Origin of the sequence: Brevibacillus nitrificans, assembly GCF_003710965.1 — a bacterium.
Taxonomy (GTDB): domain Bacteria; phylum Bacillota; class Bacilli; order Brevibacillales; family Brevibacillaceae; genus Brevibacillus; species Brevibacillus centrosporus.
Window position 1 is genome coordinate 88,264 of sequence record NZ_RHHU01000014.1, and the last position, 18,908, is coordinate 107,171.

Genomic DNA, 18,908 nt, shown 5'->3' on the forward strand with positions numbered 1-18,908 from the left:
ATTGGACGGGGGTCATTCGACGCAAAAGGTTCCAAACCTACCCTTGCCGAAGCCGTTCCTCGAGATAGCTGTACCGTACGCCCTCTTCATCTGTTTCCACTGCCGCGCGGAATGCATCCGGCTCGCCGCACATGATGAGGAAGGATTTGCTTCGGGTAATCCCTGTATAGACAAGCTTGCGCCGAAGCATTCGGTAATAGCTTTTTACGAACGGCATGACTACGATCGGAAATTCGCTCCCTTGTGACTTATGAACGGAGCAACAGTACGCCAGCGTCAGCTGATGATACGCGGAGCGCTTGTATGTTACTTCCCGGCCGTCAAAGGATACGACCAGCATCTCTTCGTTCTCTGCGTTTTCGTTCGGGAAAAAAATCGCAACAATCTCACCCATGTCACCGTTGAACACCTGTTCTTCGGCATTGTTCACCAGTTGCAGGACTTTGTCACCCGTGCGGAAAGCCGTTTCTCCAAACGTCACTTGCCGCTTTTGGGCTGTCTTCGGATTAAACAGCTCCTGCAACTCTTCATTCAACTTGTTAACACCGGCACTTCCTTTATAAATAGGGGCCAAGACTTGTACATCTTTTGCCGTATACCCTTTCTTTACGGCCCCCGAGCAAATTTGTTTCACTGCTTCCGGCACATCTTGTGGCGAACTTGTGAAAAATCGCCGATCCGGTGTCGTGTGCAGCAAATCCGCCGGTACATTTCCTTTTCGCACATCATGCGCAAGCCGGATAATCGTGGACTCTTCCGCCTGACGGTAGATTTCGGTCAGTTGAACCAGCGGCAGCAAACCCGAGCGGATCATGTCCTGCAGCACGTTTCCTGGCCCGACTGACGGCAGCTGATCAGGGTCACCCACCATGATAATTTGCATATCATCCGGAATCGCCCGGAAAAGCTGGTTTGCCAGCCAGATATCCACCATGGACATTTCATCAATAATCAACAGGCGTCCCTGAATCGGATGCTCCGCGTCATGCTCAAAGCTTTCGCCTTTATAGCCGAGCAGTCGGTGGATCGTCATCGCAGGAAGTCCAGTCGTCTCCGTCATCCTTTTGGCTGCACGGCCAGTAGGGGCCACGAGCACGATCGGAAACGGATTGTCTTCCCCATACTTTTTGAGGTCCAGCGACAAGCCATGCAGCTGAGAAAACACGCGACAGATCCCTCTGATCACGGTCGTTTTTCCCGTACCAGGTCCCCCAGTCAACAGCATCAGACCAGATGTAATCGCCTGCTGGATCGCGTCACGCTGCGTCTGTGCATACGTAATGGCCAGCTCATCCTCCACCGCTCCAATGGCTCTGTAGAACTCAGAGGTAGGAAAGGAGGCAAATTGATCACGCTCGGAAAAATGCCGCAGTCTCTTTGCCAGTCCAAGCTCTGCGAAAAACAGGGAGGGCAAATAAACCCGATCGTCTTCCCAGGCAATCTTTGTGGCAATAAACAGCGCTTCGACAGCCTGTGTAATGTCGTCCGCCGCAAATGCATGCCCGCCACACTCGTCCAAAAGCCTCATCGTTTTTTCGCAAAGCTCGTCCACAGGCAGATACACGTGTCCTTCCGAATAGGACGCCTCCTGCAGCGTAAACAAGGCTGCTGCTTTTACCCGCTCTTCTGAAGAAGCGGCAATCCCCGTTGAGCGCGCGATATCATCCGCCCGTTTAAACCCGATGCCTTGGACATCCTCAATCAGACGATACGGCTCTTCCTTCAGCACCGTCATCGTTTCCAGCTTGTAGGTCTGGTAAATACGCAGTGCCATGTTGACACCGATACCAAAGTCGTAGAGGAACACCATCGCACTCTCCAGCGAACGATGCTCAATCACCGATTCATAGATGATCTTGGCCCGCGCTTCGGAGATCCCCTGCACTTCTGCCAGCCTCTCCGGGTAGTCCGCGATGATGGTCAAAGCGTCCACGCCGAGCTGCTCAACGATGCGCTGCGCCATCTTTTTTCCGATGCCCTGAAAAAGCCCGCTCGCCAAATAGCGTTCGACCCCTGCAATTGTTTTGGGTGCCTCCCGCTCGTACCGTCTGGCCACGTACTGCTGTCCAAAGCGCGCATGTGTTTTCCAGTCCCCGTAAAATGTATAGAGCTCATCCGGATGTGGTTTTGGAAAATTCCCTACGATGATGACTTCCGAATCCTTGATGGATTCCGTTGTCTCTTCTATCTTTAGACGGATAACACCGTACCATGTTTCCTCATTGTAAAAAATTTCTTGGGTGACAAATCCCCGAATGTAGTTTTCAGCAAACAAGGAAATTGATTGCTGCTCGTCCATCTTGCTTCCTCCTTGCCCAGTTCTTTTTCGTCTCAATACCCGTTGGGAAGGAAAAAATCCACTTTCAACCAAAGTGGATTCTACCAGTAAACGCTTGTTAAATTGTAAATCGTTTTATCTGTTCTGACAACCGCTCTGCCATTTGCGCCAAGTTTTCCGCAGCAGCAGACATCTCTTCCGTTGTCGCAGTCTGCTCTTCGGACGCAGCTGCTACCTCTTGGGTGTCATGGGCAGCCGTTTCAGCGAGCCTCACGATGCGATCCGAGTTTCCTACCAGCTTTTCGGTATCGCGATGGATGGCTTGAGCCGCTGCGTTCATTCGATTGACCTGATGGCTTACATCCTGAACGGCGATCAAGATTTGCTGGAAGCTTTCGCTCGCGGATGAAACCCCGCCCCTGCCTTCCTGGACAGCTTCCGTGGTCGAACCCATCGCCTCTACCGCCTCCTGAATCTCCTGGTGCGTCGTATGGATGAGGCCAGCAATTTCCTCTGCCGCTTGCCCCGACTGCTCTGCCAGCTTTCGCACCTCTTGGGCAACCACAGCAAAGCTGCGTCCCTGCTCACCTGCGCGTGCTGCTTCAATCGCTGCGTTGAGCGCGAGCAGATTGGTCTGATCGGAGATTTGGCGAATGATTGTAATGATGCCCATGATTTTTTCTGATTGGACACCCAGCTCTCGCACAACCTGCTCCGTCTGACGAACACGATTCGTAATCTGATCCATTTCCTGCGCCAGAGAAGTCAGCTTGCTTTCTCCATCTTTGGCCAGATGAAAGGCTTGGTTCGCATCCGTATTCACGTGGTTCGTCGACTCTGCGATCTGCGAAATGTCACTTCCGATGCGATGGAGAAAATGTGTCGTTTCAAAAACCGTCTGCTTCTGCTGTTCAGATCCGTTCGCCATTTCCGAAGAAGCCGCTGAGATTTGCTCCGAGGCGCGTGCACTCTCCGAAGCGCTTGCCGTCAATTCTTCGGACGCGGAGGCAACCTGCTGGGAGACGAGCTGTACCTCCCGCAGCATGGTACGGAATCCCCCCATCATTTCATTGTACATGGAGGACAACGCCCCAATCTCGTCCCGAGAACGTACCTGGACAACGCCTGTCAGATTTCCCGCTTCCGCTTCCTTCATGGCAGCCACAAGCTCTTTAAGCGGGCGAACCAGTTTATTGACGATAAAGATCCCTACTACCAAGGCAAGAGATGCACTGGCCAGACTTAGCAAAAACATGAGAAGACGACTGCCTTCAATCGTTTTTAAAAGATCGTCCTGGAAGCTGCCAATAACCAAAACCCAACCGTTCGGCAACGTTTGAAAGACCGTCAATTTGGTTGCGCCCTGAAATTCGTATTCCAGCCACCCTTGCTTTTTCTGCAAAATTTCTTGCGTAAAACCTTCCTGAGCAAGCGATGTGCCTTGCACAGCTGGATCCGGGTGAAAAATGGCTGTTCCTGCTGCATCGATCAGATAAGCATAGCCGTTCATCCCATTTGGCTTGTAGTATTTCTCAGACACCTCACCGATAATTTCACTAATTTTCTGTTTGTTTCCTTCAAAAAGTTCCGTACTTTGCGTGTATGGCGCAAGCTCCCTTGCCTTCATTTCCGTTATGTATTGCAAATCCGTCACCGTAAGCTCATAAACCGCTTTGCGAGCGTTTTCAAATTGAACATAACCAACTGTCATTAAAGGAACCATCGTGAGAACCAGGATAGTGATTACAAGCTTAAAACGAACCGAAATGCCTTTCACAAACATAATTCCCTCTCCTTTTTGTTACTGGAGCAGTAGTTCTATTGTCATAGCCTGCCAAGCATAAGTGTACCACTTTCCAGAGGATCACCACAGTCAAAATGGCTCATTACTCCGTATTTTTTTACGATTACGAATACAGCGGAATTCGTTGACGAATCTAGCAAATCGGGATAAAGTACCTCTAGTTCACTTAAACGCACAAAAGCACAAAAGCAAAGAAGCGGAAAAGTGAACCTACCATCTACGAGGAGTTTTCAGCATGAACAACAAATCTGTATCTTTTGCCCAAAGCCTTTGGGTGCTGCTTGCTATATTTGGGATTCTCTTTCCGGCCCTGTTCTTTGGCAAAGTAGAGCCCCATATGCCGCTCCTGGGGGCAACGATCGTTGCTGCTACCCTGCTGCGTTTTTTTGGAGTCTCTTGGAAGCAAATGGAGGATGGACTGATCAAAGGCATCCAGTCTGCCATCGCTCCCATGCTCATCCTCTGCCTGATTGGCATCCTGATCGGTGTCTGGATGATGAGCGGAACCGTCCCAACCATCCTGGATCTCGGAATTTCCGTGATCTCTCCCGAATACTTTACGATCAGTACCCTGTTTTTGACGATTATCGTATCCAGTGTGACGGGAAGCTCTTTTACGACGCTCAGTACCATCGGGGTGGCTTTGATGGGTGTCTCAACAGCCCTCGGCTTGGACCCGCTGCTAACTGCCGGTGCGATCATTTGCGGGGCTTGTTTCGGGGACAAAATGTCTCCGCTCTCTGATACGACCAACTTCGCGGCAGCCATGGCAGACGTCAGCCTGGCCTCTCATATTAAATTCATGATGAACACGTCGATCCCCGCTCTCGTCCTGACCGCGTTGTTTTTCGGCCTGCAGGGGCGAACGGTTGAAGTTGATCTGAATGCCATTTCCCAGATCCGAATCGCTCTGGAGCAGCACTTTGCTTTGGGGCTCGGAACCTTTTTTCCGGCTCTCGTCGTGCTCGTCTGCTCCGCCCTGCGCAAGCCGATTCTCCCTACACTCGTTTTCGGGATTGTCAGCGGTATTGCTACGGCAGCGTGGATGCAAGGCGTCTATTCACCCGTGACCTGGATGAACGTCATGCAAAACGGCTTTACCCTCGACATTCCTAACGAAGCGGTGACAGCTATCGTGAACCGGGGCGGCCTTTTGTCGATGACCTGGTCCGTTGCCCTCATTCTGATTGCGCTGTCTCTCGGTGGCATCCTGCAGAGCAGCGGCGTTTTCCATGCTCTATTTAGCGGCCTGATCAAGCGTATACGAAAAGACGCGGAATTGGTTGGCCTGGCTGGCTCTTCCTCCATCCTCGTTAATGTGCTGACAGGGGAACAATATCTATCTATCCTGCTGCCTGGGCAAATGTTTCGAGAAGCATTCGTGGCTCGGAAGATGGAAGGCAGGAGACTGTCCCGTACGCTGGAGGACTGCGGCACGCTCGTCAATCCGCTCATCCCTTGGGGCGTCAGCGGTGCCTTTTTTAGCACGACCCTGCACGTCTCTACTCTGGAATACCTGCCGTACGTCATGTACCTGTGGCTCTCGCCTTTGTTGACATTCCTGTACGCATGGCGCAAAAAGGCGTAGCTTCGATCGTCAAGAGAATTTTCTACAAAAAAAAAACCGTTCGGGATCGTTTTCCCAAACGGTTTTTGCTCGTTCTTTAACCAGTAATCGTCGTAGTCGAAGTCGGAGCGTAGCTGACAATTTCCAGCACCACGACTGTATCCTCAGAAATGCTTTCCCCTGTGGGTACGGTAATGGCGAGACTCCCTACTCCTGTTGCCCCTGGTGTATACACGGAAAGCCCGCTCATTTGCAAAACACCATTGATGAACACGTTGTAGTAGCTGTTGTTCGCATCCAAGGTAGGCAGAGTGGTTGCCGCGTTTCCATCGTCCTGGAGAAAATCAGCTGCGTCGATGCTCAACGTGGTCGGACCGGTAGTCAAAGCGGGGACCTGATAAAACAGACGAGTTGCCGTTGGTACTACATCAGTGACAGTGCTAGCCCCTACGACAATTTTCATGATTTCAAGTGCCATGTGAAACTCTCCTCCTTTCTCTCATCCATACTGTATTGTATGAGGTCTTGCGAAAAGTGTGTGGACAAGTGCCTCTGATGCAGCTCCTATTTTTACAGCACAAAATGAACCGGTGTTGATCGCTCACGGATTAGGCAACAGAATCTTTACAAATTGCAGCATAATTATGACTCCGGGCTGTGGTACATCCGTTGTCTTGAGAAGCAAAAGTCCCCTCCTCACTTCGTACACAATGGGAGGCTGGAGCATGCCGTTGACAAAAAGATTCATATAGGACACTTGCTGCGGATCGAGAATGAGTGAAGACTGGTATTCAATCAGACGGTCGTGGTCCGTAAAATAACGGGTACTGCCACTGGCCAAAGCGCAGTAATAGTACACTTCGGTTTGCAGGAATTGTCCTTGATTGACACTGCCTGGAAAAATATCGGGACAGCCCGATGGCACAAGTAGCTTCCGTCTCGCTGAGGCTGCATCTCGTATGTGCATATCCTCCCCCTGCTCTCTGTCATTTTCTTTAGAGTATGTTTTTGTTTACAGAATGGCATGGTTCTTCACCTACCAGATGCATGCAAAAAAACCGCTCGGGCAGCTTCCTCCCAAACGGTTTCCATCCTCTTTCTCTATACCAATCCATTCTTTTATGCGCGCTTGACCAGTCGCTGGACGATTTTGGCCACAGCCTCTGCTGCACGGCGTGCTTCGTCCACGGTATTCGTGATGCCAAAACTAAAGCGAATGGCAGAGTGCGAGACGCTGTCCTCCAGATGCATGGCTTTCAAAACATGGGACAATTCAAGCGAGCCCGACGTACACGCAGATCCACTCGATGCAGCGATATGGACCAGATCCAAGTTCATCAGCATCGTCTCTGTGTGTACACCAACAAAGCTGACATTGAAAACATGCGGCATGACCATTTCGGGGTGACCATTGACCTGGTAAGCAATCCCCGCTTCCTTCCAAACCGTCTGCATTTCTTCTTTCATTCGCTTGTATTTGGAGACGCGGCCGTCCATTTCCTCTTCGGTCACCTTTGTGGCTTCTGCAAATCCGACGATTCCTGCGAGGTTTTCTGTCCCCGCTCGGCGTTTCCGCTCTTGGGAGCCACCATGCAGGATCGGTTCGATCGGAACTTTTTTCGCCAGATACAGCGCGCCTACTCCCTTGGGTCCATTGATCTTATGGGCAGACACAGAGAGCATATCCACAGGGAGCTGCCGCACGCGAATAGGCAGTACGCCAAAGGCTTGTACAGCATCGGTATGAAAAAGAATGCCTTTTTCACGCAAAAACGTACCAATCTCCGCAATCGGTTGAATCGTGCCTACCTCGTTGTTGCCGTACATGATGGATACGAGCACAGTATCCGGGCGAACAGCCTCCTTCAGATCAGCCAATCGAACGGAACCTGTCTCATCCACCGGGAGATACGTCACCTCAAAGCCTTCCTGCTCCAAGTATTCGCACGCATGCAAAACGGCGTGATGCTCAATTTGGGAGGTGATGATATGACGTCCGCGTTCCCGCTGTGCCATCGCTCCTCCGATAATCGCCAGGTTATCTGCTTCTGTCCCGCTGCCAGTAAAGATGAGCGACTGGGGATCGGCATCCATGAAAGCAGCAATCTGATCTCTCGCCTGCTCCAAAGCTTTGCGTGCCTCTCGACCAAAGCCATGTACGCTGGACGGATTGCCAAACACTTGCGTCAAGTATGGGGTCATCGCCTCCAATACCCGAGGATGCACCGGGGTAGTGGCGGCGTGATCAAAGTACATCATGTCAGACACGGGTGTCACCTTCTGCTCATTAATCATTTGACAATAGGTCAAATGTAAAACATGTAGCTGTCCGAACGACCGTCATCCTCAAACGTAATCAGGTCTTGCAAGGAAGTCGAATCGAGTACAGCGGAAATGCTGTCGCGAATGCGCAGCCACAGGTAGCGTTTTGCTGGATCTTCCTCTTCCGCGAACTCTACAGGGCTAATCGGACCTTCCAGCACACGGATAATATCGCCAGCTGAAATTTCTTCCGGCTGTTTGGCTAGAACATATCCACCGTAGGCACCGCGAATACTTTTTACCAATCCAGCATTGCGCAGTGGCGCGATCAATTGCTCCAAATAATGCTCAGACAAATCATGACGCTGGGCGATGCTGCGCAACGAAGTCGGCCCTTCACCGTTACGGTTGGCCAGCTCCATCATAATCGTGAGCCCATAACGCCCTTTCGTAGAAATCTTCACGTAACAATCTCTCCTCTATACAAATCTTTTCCCCCCACCAGCCCCTACATGACTTGGGCGTGTCGGGACAAACTAGCATCCATGGGGGTGAAGTCACATGGCGACAAATAAGCGTTCAGAACGGGGAAAGAACCACCCGTCCAATACCTTGTACGATCAGCCGGCGGGAACCATCGCTCACAAAGCCCGCTACGGTGCCACCGAACAGAGCAAGCAGCCGAATGAAAATGGCGATCTGCCAAATAAGCCAGGCGGAGATGTCCGTACCTGACGAAAAGCTCTCCCTCTATTCGGGGGAGTTTTTTTGTGGCAATCCCCGGTCATCCAGTTTTTTTCGCTCTTCCTGAAATCGCTTGATATGCCTTTCGTAGCCATGGTCTTTGGGCTGGTAAAACGAATAGTTCACACCATCTGGCAAATACTGCTGCGGAACATACCCATAAGGGTAATCATGCGGGTACTTGTAGCCCTTTCCATGCCCCAGCTTGGCAGCACCCTTGTAGGCCGCGTCGCGCAAATGGATCGGGACTGCCTTGTGACCATCGTTTCTGATCCGGCCCAAGGCTGCATTGATTCCATTGTATGCGGCATTGCTTTTCGGAGCTGTAGCCAGGTAGGTCGTCGCTTGCGCCAGTGGGATCCGTCCCTCCGGCATGCCGACCAGTTCCACGGCTTGAAAACAGGCGGTAGCGACTGCGATGGCTTGCGGATCGGCATTGCCAATGTCCTCCGAAGCAGAAATGACAAGCCTGCGGGAAATAAAGCGCGGATCCTCTCCCGCATCGATCATTCGTGCAAGCCAATACAAGGCTGCATCCGGATCAGAGCCGCGGATGGATTTGATGAAAGCGGAGATCGTATCGTAGTGGTTGTCTCCGCTCTTGTCATAACGGACAGCTCTTCGCTGAATAGACTCTACCGCGACATCCAGGGTAATCGTCACACGCCCGTCCGCATCTGCAGGCGTCGTGGTAACAGCCAGCTCCAAGGCATTCAACAATCTCCTGGCATCGCCTTCTGCATAATGGATCAAATGCTCAGAAGCTTCTGGTGTCAGAGAGACCCGAAGCTCTCCCAGCCCATTTACTTCATCTGTTAACGCTCTCTCCATCACTTGACCCAATTCTTCGTGATTCAACGACTGTAGTGAAAAAATCTGCGAGCGGGACAGCAAGGCCGGATTCACCTCAAAAAAAGGATTCTCCGTGGTCGCTCCAATCAAAATAATCGTCCCTTCTTCTACATAAGGCAGAAGCGCATCCTGCTGGGATTTGTTGAAGCGATGGATCTCGTCGACAAACAACGTGGTTCGCTGATTGTCCATGACAAGCCTCTCCTTGGCTGCTTCCACCACTTTCCGGATGTCCGCGACGCCAGCAGTGACCGCATTCAATTCTGAAAAATGGGACCGCGTCGACCTCGCAATGACTTTGGCTAAAGTGGTTTTCCCCGTTCCAGGCGGTCCGTAAAAGATCAGCGAGGATACTTGGTCAGCTTCGATAGCACGTCGCAATAGCTTGCCTGGGGCGAGAATGTGGGACTGCCCGATGACCTCTTGTATCGATTGGGGACGCATGCGGGCAGCCAATGGCTTTTGTTTGCCTCCACCCTGCTGGTCGTAGGCAAACGTGAAAAGATCATCCATAGGTCACTATCCTTTTATCGGCTGCCAGTCCAACAGATCACGCACAACGACACTTGCCAGAATCAATCCAGCTACGGAAGGGACAAAGGCGTTGCTTGCTGGAGGCTGCCGCACTTTGCTAATGGGTGAATCCGGATTGGAAACGATTTGTTCACGCACATCTGAGCGGACGGTCACCGGAATCTCACGGGAATAGACCACTTTTACCCCTTTGTAGATCCCAGCCTTGCGCAGCTCACGACGAATCACCTTGGCGATCGGATCGTAGCTCGTTTGAGAGATATCGGCTACCTCGAAACGGGTTGGATCCATTTTGTTCGCCGCTCCCATGCTGGAGATAATAGGAATGTTGCGTCGTTTCGCTTCCTTGATCAAATACAGCTTCGCGGACATGGTATCCATGGCATCTACGATATAATCCACTTCATGCGCGAAAAATTCATCGGCGGTCTCCGCTGTAAAGAACATGTTCAGGGTAACGACCTCGCACTCCGGATTAATCGCAGCGATCCGTTCCTTCATCAGCTCCGCCTTTTTTTGCCCGACGGTATTTAGTGTAGCATGAATCTGACGGTTGATGTTCGTAATATCCACGACATCCTTGTCAACCATCACAAGCTTGCCTACGCCTGTGCGGGCCAATGCCTCAACCGTGAATGATCCCACTCCGCCTATACCTAATACCGCAACGCGGCTATTTTTCATTTTTTCCAAACCTTCGGGACCGAAGGCCAATTCACAACGAGAAAATTGATGGAGCATCTTCTTGTCACCTTTCATTTCATCCGCGAAATTATAATCCATCGGAAAAGTAGGATTCCAGCGAAAAAAGGAGCCCCATTATGCCGTGTAGCTCCTTAGTTTTGAACCTGCTCATCGCAGGTGGGTGTCTTGCCCAACCATTACAGACGTCCACTCGATGGAGGCATGCCTTTACAGTTGCGGACGAAAAACTCCCTAAACAAACTTTGTGGCTCAAAACTATCGGATTTCACGTACATCGCAGGGCTTCTTTTTAGTATTACCACTGTATCAAATCGTCATGCGGTTGTGCAAGTCGGTTACGCTTCTACCTTTTCTTCTACCGTTGTTGCAATATGCAGATCGGACAGCTGTCTTGGCGCTACGACATCTGGTGCGTTTACCATCAGGTCGGTTGCACTCGCTGTTTTCGGGAACGCGATCACTTCACGCAGGTTCGTACGTCCAGCCAGCAGCATGATCAAGCGGTCCAGACCGAGGGCGATACCGCCATGTGGTGGTGTGCCGTAATCGAAAGCATCGAGCAGGAAGCCAAATTGCTCACGAGCTTCTTCTTGCGTAAAGCCGAGCGCTTTGAACATTTTCTCTTGGACATCGCGCTTGAAGATCCGCATGGAACCGCCGCCAAGCTCATAGCCGTTGAGTACCATGTCGTATGCCTGTGCACGGATTTGGCCTGGATCTGTGTCGAACAAGTGCAGGTCTTCGTCTTTCGGACGTGTGAACGGATGGTGCAGCGCCACGTAGCGTTTTGCTTCTTCATCCCATTCAACCAGCGGGAAGTCTACGACCCACAGGAAAGCAAATTTGCTGTGGTCGATGAGGCCAAGTTCTGCACCCAGCTTGGAGCGCAGGGCGCCCAGCGCATCTGCAACCACTTTTGGTTTGTCTGCTACGAACAGGAGCAAGTCGCCATCTTCTGCAGACAGGCGTTTTTTCAGCTCCGCGATCTCTTCTTCTTTAAAGAACTTCGCGATTGGGCCTTTTACTTCGCCGCCTTGGAAGCCGATGTAAGCCAAGCCTTTTGCACCGTAGCGGTTCGCGAATTTTTGCAGGTCGTCTGCTTCTTTGCGGGAATAGTGACCGCAGCCTTTTGCGTTGATCGCTTTTACTTGACCGCCGCCTGCTACGACACTAGCAAATACTTTAAAGTCGCTGGATGCTACGAGGTCAGATACATCCGTCAGCTCCATGCCAAAACGAACGTCTGGTTTGTCGGAGCCATAGCGTCCCATCGCTTCTGCATAAGTCAGACGCGGGAACGGAGTCGGGACGTCTACGCCAAGTGTAGCCTTGAATACGTGAGCAACCATCTTTTCCATCATTGGCAGAATCTCTTCCATAGAAAGGAAAGAGGTCTCGATGTCCACTTGGGTAAATTCAGGCTGACGGTCAGCGCGCAGGTCTTCGTCACGGAAGCAACGAACGATCTGATAGTAACGCTCCAGACCGGATACCATTAACAGCTGCTTGAACAGCTGTGGAGATTGTGGCAGTGCGTAGAACTCGCCTGGATGAACACGGGATGGCACCAGGTAGTCGCGAGCACCTTCTGGCGTGCTCTTGGTCAGCATCGGTGTCTCTACCTCTACGAAGCCGTTGTTGTCGAGGTAGTCGCGGAATGCTTTCGCCGCTTTGCTGCGCAGGATCAGGGAGCGCTGCATTTCAGGACGACGAAGGTCCAGATAACGGTATTTCAAGCGAACCTGCTCATCTACATCGATCTCATCCTCGATTTGGAACGGAGGCGTTTTCGCTTCGTTCAAGATTTGGATGTCAGAGATGTGGACTTCGATTTCACCTGTTTGCAGTTTCGGGTTGATCGCTTCCGGTGCACGGTTCACGACGGTTCCTTTTACGACCAGCACGTATTCGCTGCGGACCTTGTCGGCCAGCTCCCACGCGCCTTTGTGATGCTCAGGGTTGAATACGATTTGCACGATCCCTGTACGGTCACGGAAGTCGATGAAAATAACTCCGCCGAGGTCGCGGCGTTTTTGTACCCAGCCATTCAGGACAATTTCCTGTCCTACGTGTTCTTTCGTTACTTCTCCGCAATGTACGGTGCGATATTGCCATGACATGTTGGTAATCCCCCACTCAATTTCTAGTTTGTATGGTGTAATGTAGCGTTCAGCACGGAAACGAGCTCTTCCCGCTTGACTTCCTGCTGTTCACCCGTTGCCATCTCTTTGAGCACTACTGTGCCGTTTGCCAGCTCTGACTCGCCGATGATCGCCGTAAAACGTGCGGCTAAGCGATCGGCTTGCTTCAGCTGTGCTTTCATTTTGCGATCCAGGTAATCGAGCTCTGCTGCGATTCCTGCTTGTCGCAGCTGGTCGACGAGGACAAAGCCCTGCGTTTTTGCCTCAGGAGACTGGACGACGACGAAGCAATCGATGCCCCCTGTGATCGGCAGCTGCACGCCTTGCTTTTCCAGTGCCAGGAGCAAGCGCTCGATACTGAGTGCAAAGCCGATTCCCGGCATGTCATCTCCACCCAGCTCTGCCACCAGTCCGTTGTAGCGTCCCCCACCGCAGAGGGTTTCTACCGCACCGATTTCCGCCATTTTGATTTCAAAAGCGGTCAGCGTGTAGTAGTCCAATCCGCGCACCAGACGTGGGTTCACGTGATACGGAATATCCAGCGCTGTCAGGTAGCCTTTCACGGCTTCAAAATGCGCGGCAGACTCCTCGCTCAGGTAATCGAGAATCGACGGAGCATCTTTCGTCAGCGATTTGCACTTCTCGTTTTTGCAATCGAGAACGCGCAGTGGATTGCGGTCGATCCGGGATTGGCAGTCTTCGCAAAGCTCTGTGCGCACGCCATTCAGATGTGCCAGCAGATGCTCGCGGTGACGAGCGCGGTCTTCCAGCGTTCCTACGCTGTTCAGCTCTACGCTAAGCCCAGTCAGGCCCAGCTCCTGATACAAGCGGATCGCAAGTCCAATCACCTCAGCGTCAATCGCCGGATCGCTGGAGCCGATCGCCTCTGCCCCAAACTGTACGAACTGACGGTAGCGACCTGCTTGCGGACGCTCGTGACGGAACATCGGCCCGAGGTAGTACAGCTTGGTAGGCTGATTCGGCACACCGTACAGTTTGTTTTCGACATAGGAGCGGACGACGCCAGCTGTTCCTTCTGGACGGAGCGTCAGCGCATCCGTACTGCGTGGATTTGCCACGCTGTACATTTCTTTTTCCACGATGTCAGTCGTCTCACCCACTCCGCGCTGGAAAAGCTCTGTGCTTTCAAACAGCGGTGTGCGGATCTCCTGATAGTTGGAACGACGGCACAAGTCGCGGGCTTTTGCCTCCACGTAGTGCCACAGCTCTACGGTACCGGGCATGATGTCCTGCGTACCGCGAGGAATTTGAATACGCGTCATTCGAATGAACCCCCAATAAGAATTAAGAAAATAAAAAAGCCCCTCGTCCTCGACCTGTAGCGCAAACTACAAGTCAGGGACGAGAGACTGGTTTTACTCCCGTGGTGCCACCCTGTTTGAGCGACTCTCTTCAAACGAAAAGTCACTCCACTTCATGAGCCGGTAACGTCGGCATACGCCTGCCAGTTACTGAGGAAGCTGCTGCTTCAACCGTTCACTGCGGTCTTCAGGGATGTCATTTTCCAAGTCGTTATACAAAAGCACTCTCAGCCACGGTGCTTTCTCTCTGGATATCCGTCTCTTGGATACTTGTTCCCGTCATTAGATCGTTGTCTTGTTTCAAAAGCTTATTGTGAATCATAGCAAACCTGCCAACACGCGTCAACAGGCGCTTTGTAAAACTTTTTTTATTAACGATTCACCGTTTTACAGATACTGGATTGCCGGAATAAATGTCGTCCAGATCTCGCAGCTTGTTTTCTACGAGCGTGCGGTACGTGTCATTGTACGTTTTCGGATCCTTCGGGTTCGGCCAACGCGTGAGCTTGCCGCTCCCTGGAGCCATCAGTTTGGACACCGCTCCACATCCGAGTCCGAGAATGGTCTGCACCTCTTCCATGATCATGATGTTATATATGCTTTCCTGACCTGGTTTGGAATACCCGACATTCTCCAGATTGCCCAAAATGTTTTTCTGGCGATACAGGTAGTATGGATCATAGCCGTTCGCCGCAGTCCATTCTGACGCCATTTCCATCATTTTGCTAATCTCGTCCCGGTTGGCAACTTTATAGCGTTCCTTATTTTGCGTCATTTCGGAAGCTCGTTTAAAAGACAAGGTATGGACCGTAAGCGATGCAGGCATCAGCTTTTCAACCTCTTGCAGGCTGTGTGCCAGCTCTGCTACCCCTTCGTTCGGCAGCCCGATAATCAGGTCCATGTTGATGTTCGTAAGCCCCATCTCCATAGCGAGGTGATACTTTTCGATGGTCTCTTCCACCGTATGATGCCGCCCGATGGCGTTCAGCGTTTCCTGAGTGAAGGACTGCGGATTGATACTGATGCGGTCTACCTCCCACCGCTTCATCACGTCCAGCTTCTCCCTCGTAATCGTATCTGGTCTCCCCGCTTCTACCGTCAGTTCTCTGACACCATCCATATGCGGGAACGAGCGATACATCGTGTCAAAGAGCTGATCCATGTCATCTGCCGTAAGGCTCGTTGGAGTCCCGCCGCCGAAGTAGATCGAGGTAATCCGTTGATCGTTTTGCGTGAGCCATTTTCCGAGCTGTTCCATCTCATAGTGAAGCCCTTCGAGAAACGGATTCACCGATGCGGTATGGCTGCGAATGGCGTAGGCAGGAAACGTACAGTACGCACATTTCGTCGGACAAAAAGGAATGCCAATGTAGACGGACAGCTCCTGATCGATCTGATAGAGGTCAGGGACCACCTGCAGTTGTCTGTCCACGATGTCCTGTAGCAGCGACAGCTTGTACGGGCGCAGGATCACATCCTCCTGCAGACGCTTATGCGCTTCCTCCCGACCTATCCCTGCCACGTTCATCTGATGCAGCAGCTTGGTCGGACGGATGCCTGTCAAAATGCCCCAGCCTTGTTCCATTCCTGTGTATTCTTCCAGCATCAACAGCAACGCGTAGCAAAGTGCCTGCTTCGCTGTCTTGCGCATCGCCTTTTCTTCAAGAGACACATAGCTTCGATTGACCTGATGCTCGATTCGCCGAGCACCATCAAACAGCTCGCCACAAGCCACCACGCCGTCTTCTTTCACAGTCAACGCAAGCTTTAGCTTTAGGGCAGACTCATCTGTCCATTCACTGACAAAAGAGAGCTGCGGATCTTCGTAAAACAAAGCGAGAATCAGCGAGAGCTCACGCTCGAACGCGTGACCTACGCATGTAATCTGAATCATAGGTTCACCTGCTTTTCAGTATGCCACTCCTCATCTTAGCTGACCGAAAGGAAGACGGTCAACCATCCAAGTGGCACCACCTGCAAGCAATCTCGGCCTTTATTTCCTTTTTCTGCGCAAATGCTGCAGGTCTCTCACACTCGCTTGAAACTCTCTGGACATTTCCACATCGTTTATCGTCGATTCTTTTTCCAAAAAATCGTGAAAATCAGCTGAAAAAAGCTTGCGGTTCAAATCTTGTGTAAAGGTTTCCTTTTCTGACTGTCTCACTGTCTTCCATTCCTCCTGATACACGATGCAGTCGTCACTCCCCCTAAGTATTGCCGATCTTTAGGAAAATCAACCCGGGATTGACATGAGGAAGTTTGTCGGAAGTTGCAGGAAAAAAGGCGATATAAGGCGAAATAGATACCTTTGCCAAAAAGATACCAGAAATATGGGGTTGACAATCGTAATTCAGCTAGAAAGGATGTCAAAAAAGTGTTTCGTCAAAAATTCCTGAGGTCGCTCCTGACTTTTCTATGTGCCGTTTCCCTCCCCGTCACAACAGCTTGGGCCGCCGGTTCTGTTCAGGTCTCTGTGGACAAGCTCAATGTCCGTTCAGGTCCAAGCCTCCAGGATTCTATCATCACTACTTTGCCTGTGAAAACCGTGTTACCCGTTCTCTCTACCAAAAATGACTGGATTCAAGTAAAGCTGCCGAACGGCCAAAGCGGATGGGTCGCAAATTACCTCGTTACCCAGCAGCAGACCCCTGCCTCCGTCGCACAAATTGAAAGTACGACAGACAAGCTAAATGTCCGCTCTGGCCCTGGACAGACCTATTCTGTCATTCAGACGATCAATCCGGGGACACGTTATAGCATCGTTCAAAAAAATGGCGACTGGATTCAGATTCAACTCTCCGGTCAAACCAAAGGCTGGGTCGCTTCCTGGCTGGTCAAGGAAATCAACGGTGGCGGACAAACCACCACGAAGCCTTCTCCTGAATCTTTGCCTGCGGCCAATACGGGAACTACACCGCCAGCAAAGCCTGGCGCGGTGCAGGGAGCAAGCCTGACTCTCGAATTCGCTCCGTACGTCTACGCGACTCCTGATGCCAGCACACCTGCGATCGGCCAGCTGCATGCCGGTGAAAGCATCACCGTGCTTGCGCAGCAGAACGGCTGGATTCAATTCCCGTATGACGGTGTGAATGCCTGGATCTCCACTGACGAAAACTCACTGCCCTCTCTGCCAAATACGGGCACAGGCAGTGGAGCAGGAGCAGGAAACACAGAAGGGGCCACTCCACCCGTAACCCAGCCTACATCACCTGCCAAGCAGACTGTCAAAGTCAATACAGACGGGCTAAACCTGCGCAGCCAGGCAAACACGACAAGCGCTATTCAGGGCACGCTCGCAATAGGCAGCACTTTGACCGTTTTGGAAAAGCAAGGTGAATGGTATCGCGTCCAAGCACCAGACGGAAAGACAGGATGGGTCGCAGGCTGGCTGGTGACTGTTTCCCAGCCAGCAGCTCCGACGCCGAGTGGTCCCTATGTCACTATTATTAACCCGGATACCAATGTACGCTCCGGTCCCGGCACCGAGCACGAGGTCATTTCCCATGTACAAACGGGGGAGAAATACGCGATCATCAACAAAGCGGGGGACTGGTTCCAGGTCACGCTCAGCAACGGCTCGACTGGCTACATCGCCGGATGGCTCGTATCCGCTAGCGGTGCACCTGCCGTGATCAAATCCAACGAACTGGTTGGAAAAGTGATCGTCGTAGATGCCGGACACGGCGGCAATGACAACGGTGCTACAGGTGCTAGCTTTTCGACTTTGGAGAAAACAGTGAATCTGCAGGTGGCCCTTTTGCTGCGCAACAAGCTCGAGGCAGCCGGTGCCACAGTCATCATGACTCGCCCCGATGATCGCAAGCTGACCTTGCAGCAGCGAGTCGATGTGGCGATCACAAATCACGCTGATATTTTCGTCAGCATCCATCACAATACACATCCGAATACAGCTACAAACGGCTCGATCGTCTTCTTCTACAACCAGGGCAACTCCAGCAAGCTGGCTTCCCTCGTGCAAAATGAGCTTGTCAAGGCAACCAGCTACAAAGACCTGCAGTCCCGTTTTGGCGACTATTTCGTCCTACGGGAGAATCCAGTGACAGCGATCCTGGCGGAAATCGGCTTCCTCTCCAACTACAACGAGGAAATTCGTGTGCGCTCCGAGAAGCAGCAGGACCTGGCTGCAGAGGGCTTGTACAAAGGGATCCTCCAGTACTTCTCCTCGCAAAATACGCAAGGCAGCTAGTATTTCTCCCAATTAACAAAAAGGAACCCACTGCGAAGACGGGTTCCCTCTCGTTTCCGAACGCGGACTTCCGCGTTCTTTTTTATTGCTGGGGTCCCGCCAACGAAATGACGTAAAACCCACGCCAAGACATTTTTTACCGTGAAAAAGCCGGTTTTTCCTACGCTAAGGAATACCGGCTTTCTGTTTTACTTACGAAGTGGCCGTAATGACTGAAGGGTTCCTGGCTGATTTAGGTTAAACTTGTTTTCGCCCAAGAAATTGATGTGTTCCCATCCGAGTGGGGTAATATGATGGAGAAGCTCTTCACGTAGCGTGCCACTCTCCTTTTGATGTCCGCGATTAGCGTAACGTCCGCAAATAAAAAAACCAGCTAATGTTTGTCAAGCTTTAGAGGCTTGGTCTGCAGAAGAATAGTTGTTATAATTTCAGTGCACACCAAATAACCTCCATTGGCGTGGAGGGTTTTGGCAAAATATGGTTATTTGTGGT

Annotated in this window: 15 protein-coding genes, 1 other RNA gene and 1 other annotated feature; of the genes, 3 read left to right on the forward strand and 13 right to left on the reverse strand. The window is 51.6% G+C overall.

Annotated features, from left to right (window positions below; all coding sequences use genetic code 11):
- Positions 1-37: 37 nt before the first annotated feature.
- Together recD2 and EDM59_RS22040 are read right to left on the reverse strand one after the other, a co-directional pair.
- Entirely contained in the window at positions 38-2,299 is a 2,262-nt protein-coding gene (gene recD2, locus EDM59_RS22035) for an SF1B family DNA helicase RecD2 (protein WP_122925587.1), read from the reverse strand.
- Between the two features lie 97 nt (positions 2,300-2,396).
- Positions 2,397-4,061: a methyl-accepting chemotaxis protein gene (locus tag EDM59_RS22040; RefSeq protein ID WP_122925588.1), complete on the reverse strand. Its 1,665-nt coding sequence runs from the start codon at positions 4,059-4,061 to the stop codon at positions 2,397-2,399.
- 256 nt (positions 4,062-4,317) lie between these two features.
- Here EDM59_RS22040 and nhaC point away from each other — a divergent pair, with 256 nt between their 5' ends.
- The gene (nhaC, locus tag EDM59_RS22045; RefSeq protein ID WP_122925589.1) at positions 4,318-5,670 is read left to right on the forward strand and encodes a Na+/H+ antiporter NhaC; all 1,353 of its coding nucleotides are present in this window, start codon (positions 4,318-4,320) and stop codon (positions 5,668-5,670) included.
- Positions 5,671-5,746: 76 nt separating this feature from the next.
- On the opposite strand, the gene EDM59_RS22050 is transcribed toward nhaC, so the two are convergent.
- From EDM59_RS22050 to cymR, 4 genes are all read right to left on the reverse strand, one after another.
- The gene (locus EDM59_RS22050; protein WP_092269415.1) at positions 5,747-6,127 is read right to left on the reverse strand and encodes a DUF4183 domain-containing protein; all 381 of its coding nucleotides are present in this window, start codon (positions 6,125-6,127) and stop codon (positions 5,747-5,749) included.
- A 123-nt stretch (positions 6,128-6,250) separates the two neighbouring features.
- Entirely contained in the window at positions 6,251-6,616 is a 366-nt protein-coding gene (locus EDM59_RS22055; RefSeq protein ID WP_092269418.1) for a DUF4183 domain-containing protein, read from the reverse strand.
- 152 nt (positions 6,617-6,768) lie between these two features.
- Entirely contained in the window at positions 6,769-7,917 is a 1,149-nt protein-coding gene (locus tag EDM59_RS22060) for a cysteine desulfurase family protein (protein ID WP_122925590.1), read from the reverse strand.
- A gap of 38 nt (positions 7,918-7,955) precedes the next feature.
- On the reverse strand, positions 7,956-8,375 hold the full coding sequence (cymR, locus tag EDM59_RS22065) for a cysteine metabolism transcriptional regulator CymR (RefSeq protein ID WP_092269424.1): 420 nt from the start codon (positions 8,373-8,375) through the stop codon (positions 7,956-7,958).
- 97 nt (positions 8,376-8,472) lie between these two features.
- Here cymR and EDM59_RS31180 point away from each other — a divergent pair, with 97 nt between their 5' ends.
- Positions 8,473-8,646, forward strand: a complete 174-nt coding sequence (locus EDM59_RS31180) for a hypothetical protein (RefSeq protein WP_183193000.1) — start codon at positions 8,473-8,475, stop codon at positions 8,644-8,646.
- A 15-nt stretch (positions 8,647-8,661) separates the two neighbouring features.
- Here EDM59_RS31180 and EDM59_RS22070 read toward each other — a convergent pair whose 3' ends face one another.
- From EDM59_RS22070 to EDM59_RS31185, 7 genes are all read right to left on the reverse strand, one after another.
- Positions 8,662-10,020 (reverse strand): AAA family ATPase, encoded by a 1,359-nt coding sequence (locus tag EDM59_RS22070; RefSeq protein ID WP_122925591.1) that lies wholly within the window; start codon positions 10,018-10,020, stop codon positions 8,662-8,664.
- Positions 10,021-10,026: 6 nt separating this feature from the next.
- Positions 10,027-10,782, reverse strand: coding sequence for a tRNA threonylcarbamoyladenosine dehydratase (locus EDM59_RS22075; protein ID WP_122925601.1), 756 nt, complete (start codon positions 10,780-10,782; stop codon positions 10,027-10,029).
- A gap of 68 nt (positions 10,783-10,850) precedes the next feature.
- A non-coding RNA gene (ssrS, locus tag EDM59_RS22080) (6S RNA) lies at positions 10,851-11,032 on the reverse strand.
- A 49-nt stretch (positions 11,033-11,081) separates the two neighbouring features.
- The gene (aspS, locus tag EDM59_RS22085) at positions 11,082-12,866 is read right to left on the reverse strand and encodes an aspartate--tRNA ligase (protein WP_122925592.1); all 1,785 of its coding nucleotides are present in this window, start codon (positions 12,864-12,866) and stop codon (positions 11,082-11,084) included.
- Between the two features lie 23 nt (positions 12,867-12,889).
- A complete protein-coding gene (hisS, locus tag EDM59_RS22090; RefSeq protein WP_122925593.1) occupies positions 12,890-14,170 on the reverse strand; it encodes a histidine--tRNA ligase in 1,281 nt (426 codons plus the stop codon).
- 72 nt (positions 14,171-14,242) lie between these two features.
- Positions 14,243-14,501 (reverse strand) — a binding site (T-box leader).
- A gap of 87 nt (positions 14,502-14,588) precedes the next feature.
- Positions 14,589-16,103: a coproporphyrinogen III oxidase gene (locus tag EDM59_RS22095; RefSeq protein ID WP_122925594.1), complete on the reverse strand. Its 1,515-nt coding sequence runs from the start codon at positions 16,101-16,103 to the stop codon at positions 14,589-14,591.
- Positions 16,104-16,202: 99 nt separating this feature from the next.
- Complete coding sequence (locus tag EDM59_RS31185; protein WP_170184421.1) at positions 16,203-16,373, reverse strand: hypothetical protein; 171 nt, start codon at positions 16,371-16,373, stop codon at positions 16,203-16,205.
- Positions 16,374-16,583: 210 nt separating this feature from the next.
- On the opposite strand from EDM59_RS31185, the gene EDM59_RS22100 reads away from it, so the two are divergent.
- Positions 16,584-18,416, forward strand: coding sequence for an N-acetylmuramoyl-L-alanine amidase family protein (locus EDM59_RS22100; protein WP_122925595.1), 1,833 nt, complete (start codon positions 16,584-16,586; stop codon positions 18,414-18,416).
- The last annotated feature ends 492 nt before the right edge of the window (positions 18,417-18,908 follow it).

Excerpts from the sequence above, each read along its gene's own strand:
- EDM59_RS22095 (WP_122925594.1), bottom strand. The coding sequence starts at position 16,103 with ATGATTCAGATTACATGCGTAGGTCACGCGTTCGAGCGTGAGCTCTCG.
- hisS (WP_122925593.1), bottom strand. The coding sequence starts at position 14,170 with ATGACGCGTATTCAAATTCCTCGCGGTACGCAGGACATCATGCCCGGT.
- EDM59_RS22050 (WP_092269415.1), bottom strand. The coding sequence starts at position 6,127 with ATGGCACTTGAAATCATGAAAATTGTCGTAGGGGCTAGCACTGTCACT.
- nhaC (WP_122925589.1), top strand. The coding sequence starts at position 4,318 with ATGAACAACAAATCTGTATCTTTTGCCCAAAGCCTTTGGGTGCTGCTT.
- recD2 (WP_122925587.1), bottom strand. The coding sequence starts at position 2,299 with ATGGACGAGCAGCAATCAATTTCCTTGTTTGCTGAAAACTACATTCGG.
- EDM59_RS31180 (WP_183193000.1), top strand. The coding sequence starts at position 8,473 with ATGGCGACAAATAAGCGTTCAGAACGGGGAAAGAACCACCCGTCCAAT.
- EDM59_RS22075 (WP_122925601.1), bottom strand. The coding sequence starts at position 10,782 with ATGCTCCATCAATTTTCTCGTTGTGAATTGGCCTTCGGTCCCGAAGGT.
- aspS (WP_122925592.1), bottom strand. The coding sequence starts at position 12,866 with ATGTCATGGCAATATCGCACCGTACATTGCGGAGAAGTAACGAAAGAA.
- EDM59_RS22070 (WP_122925591.1), bottom strand. The coding sequence starts at position 10,020 with ATGGATGATCTTTTCACGTTTGCCTACGACCAGCAGGGTGGAGGCAAA.
- EDM59_RS22055 (WP_092269418.1), bottom strand. The coding sequence starts at position 6,616 with ATGCACATACGAGATGCAGCCTCAGCGAGACGGAAGCTACTTGTGCCA.
- EDM59_RS22040 (WP_122925588.1), bottom strand. The coding sequence starts at position 4,061 with ATGTTTGTGAAAGGCATTTCGGTTCGTTTTAAGCTTGTAATCACTATC.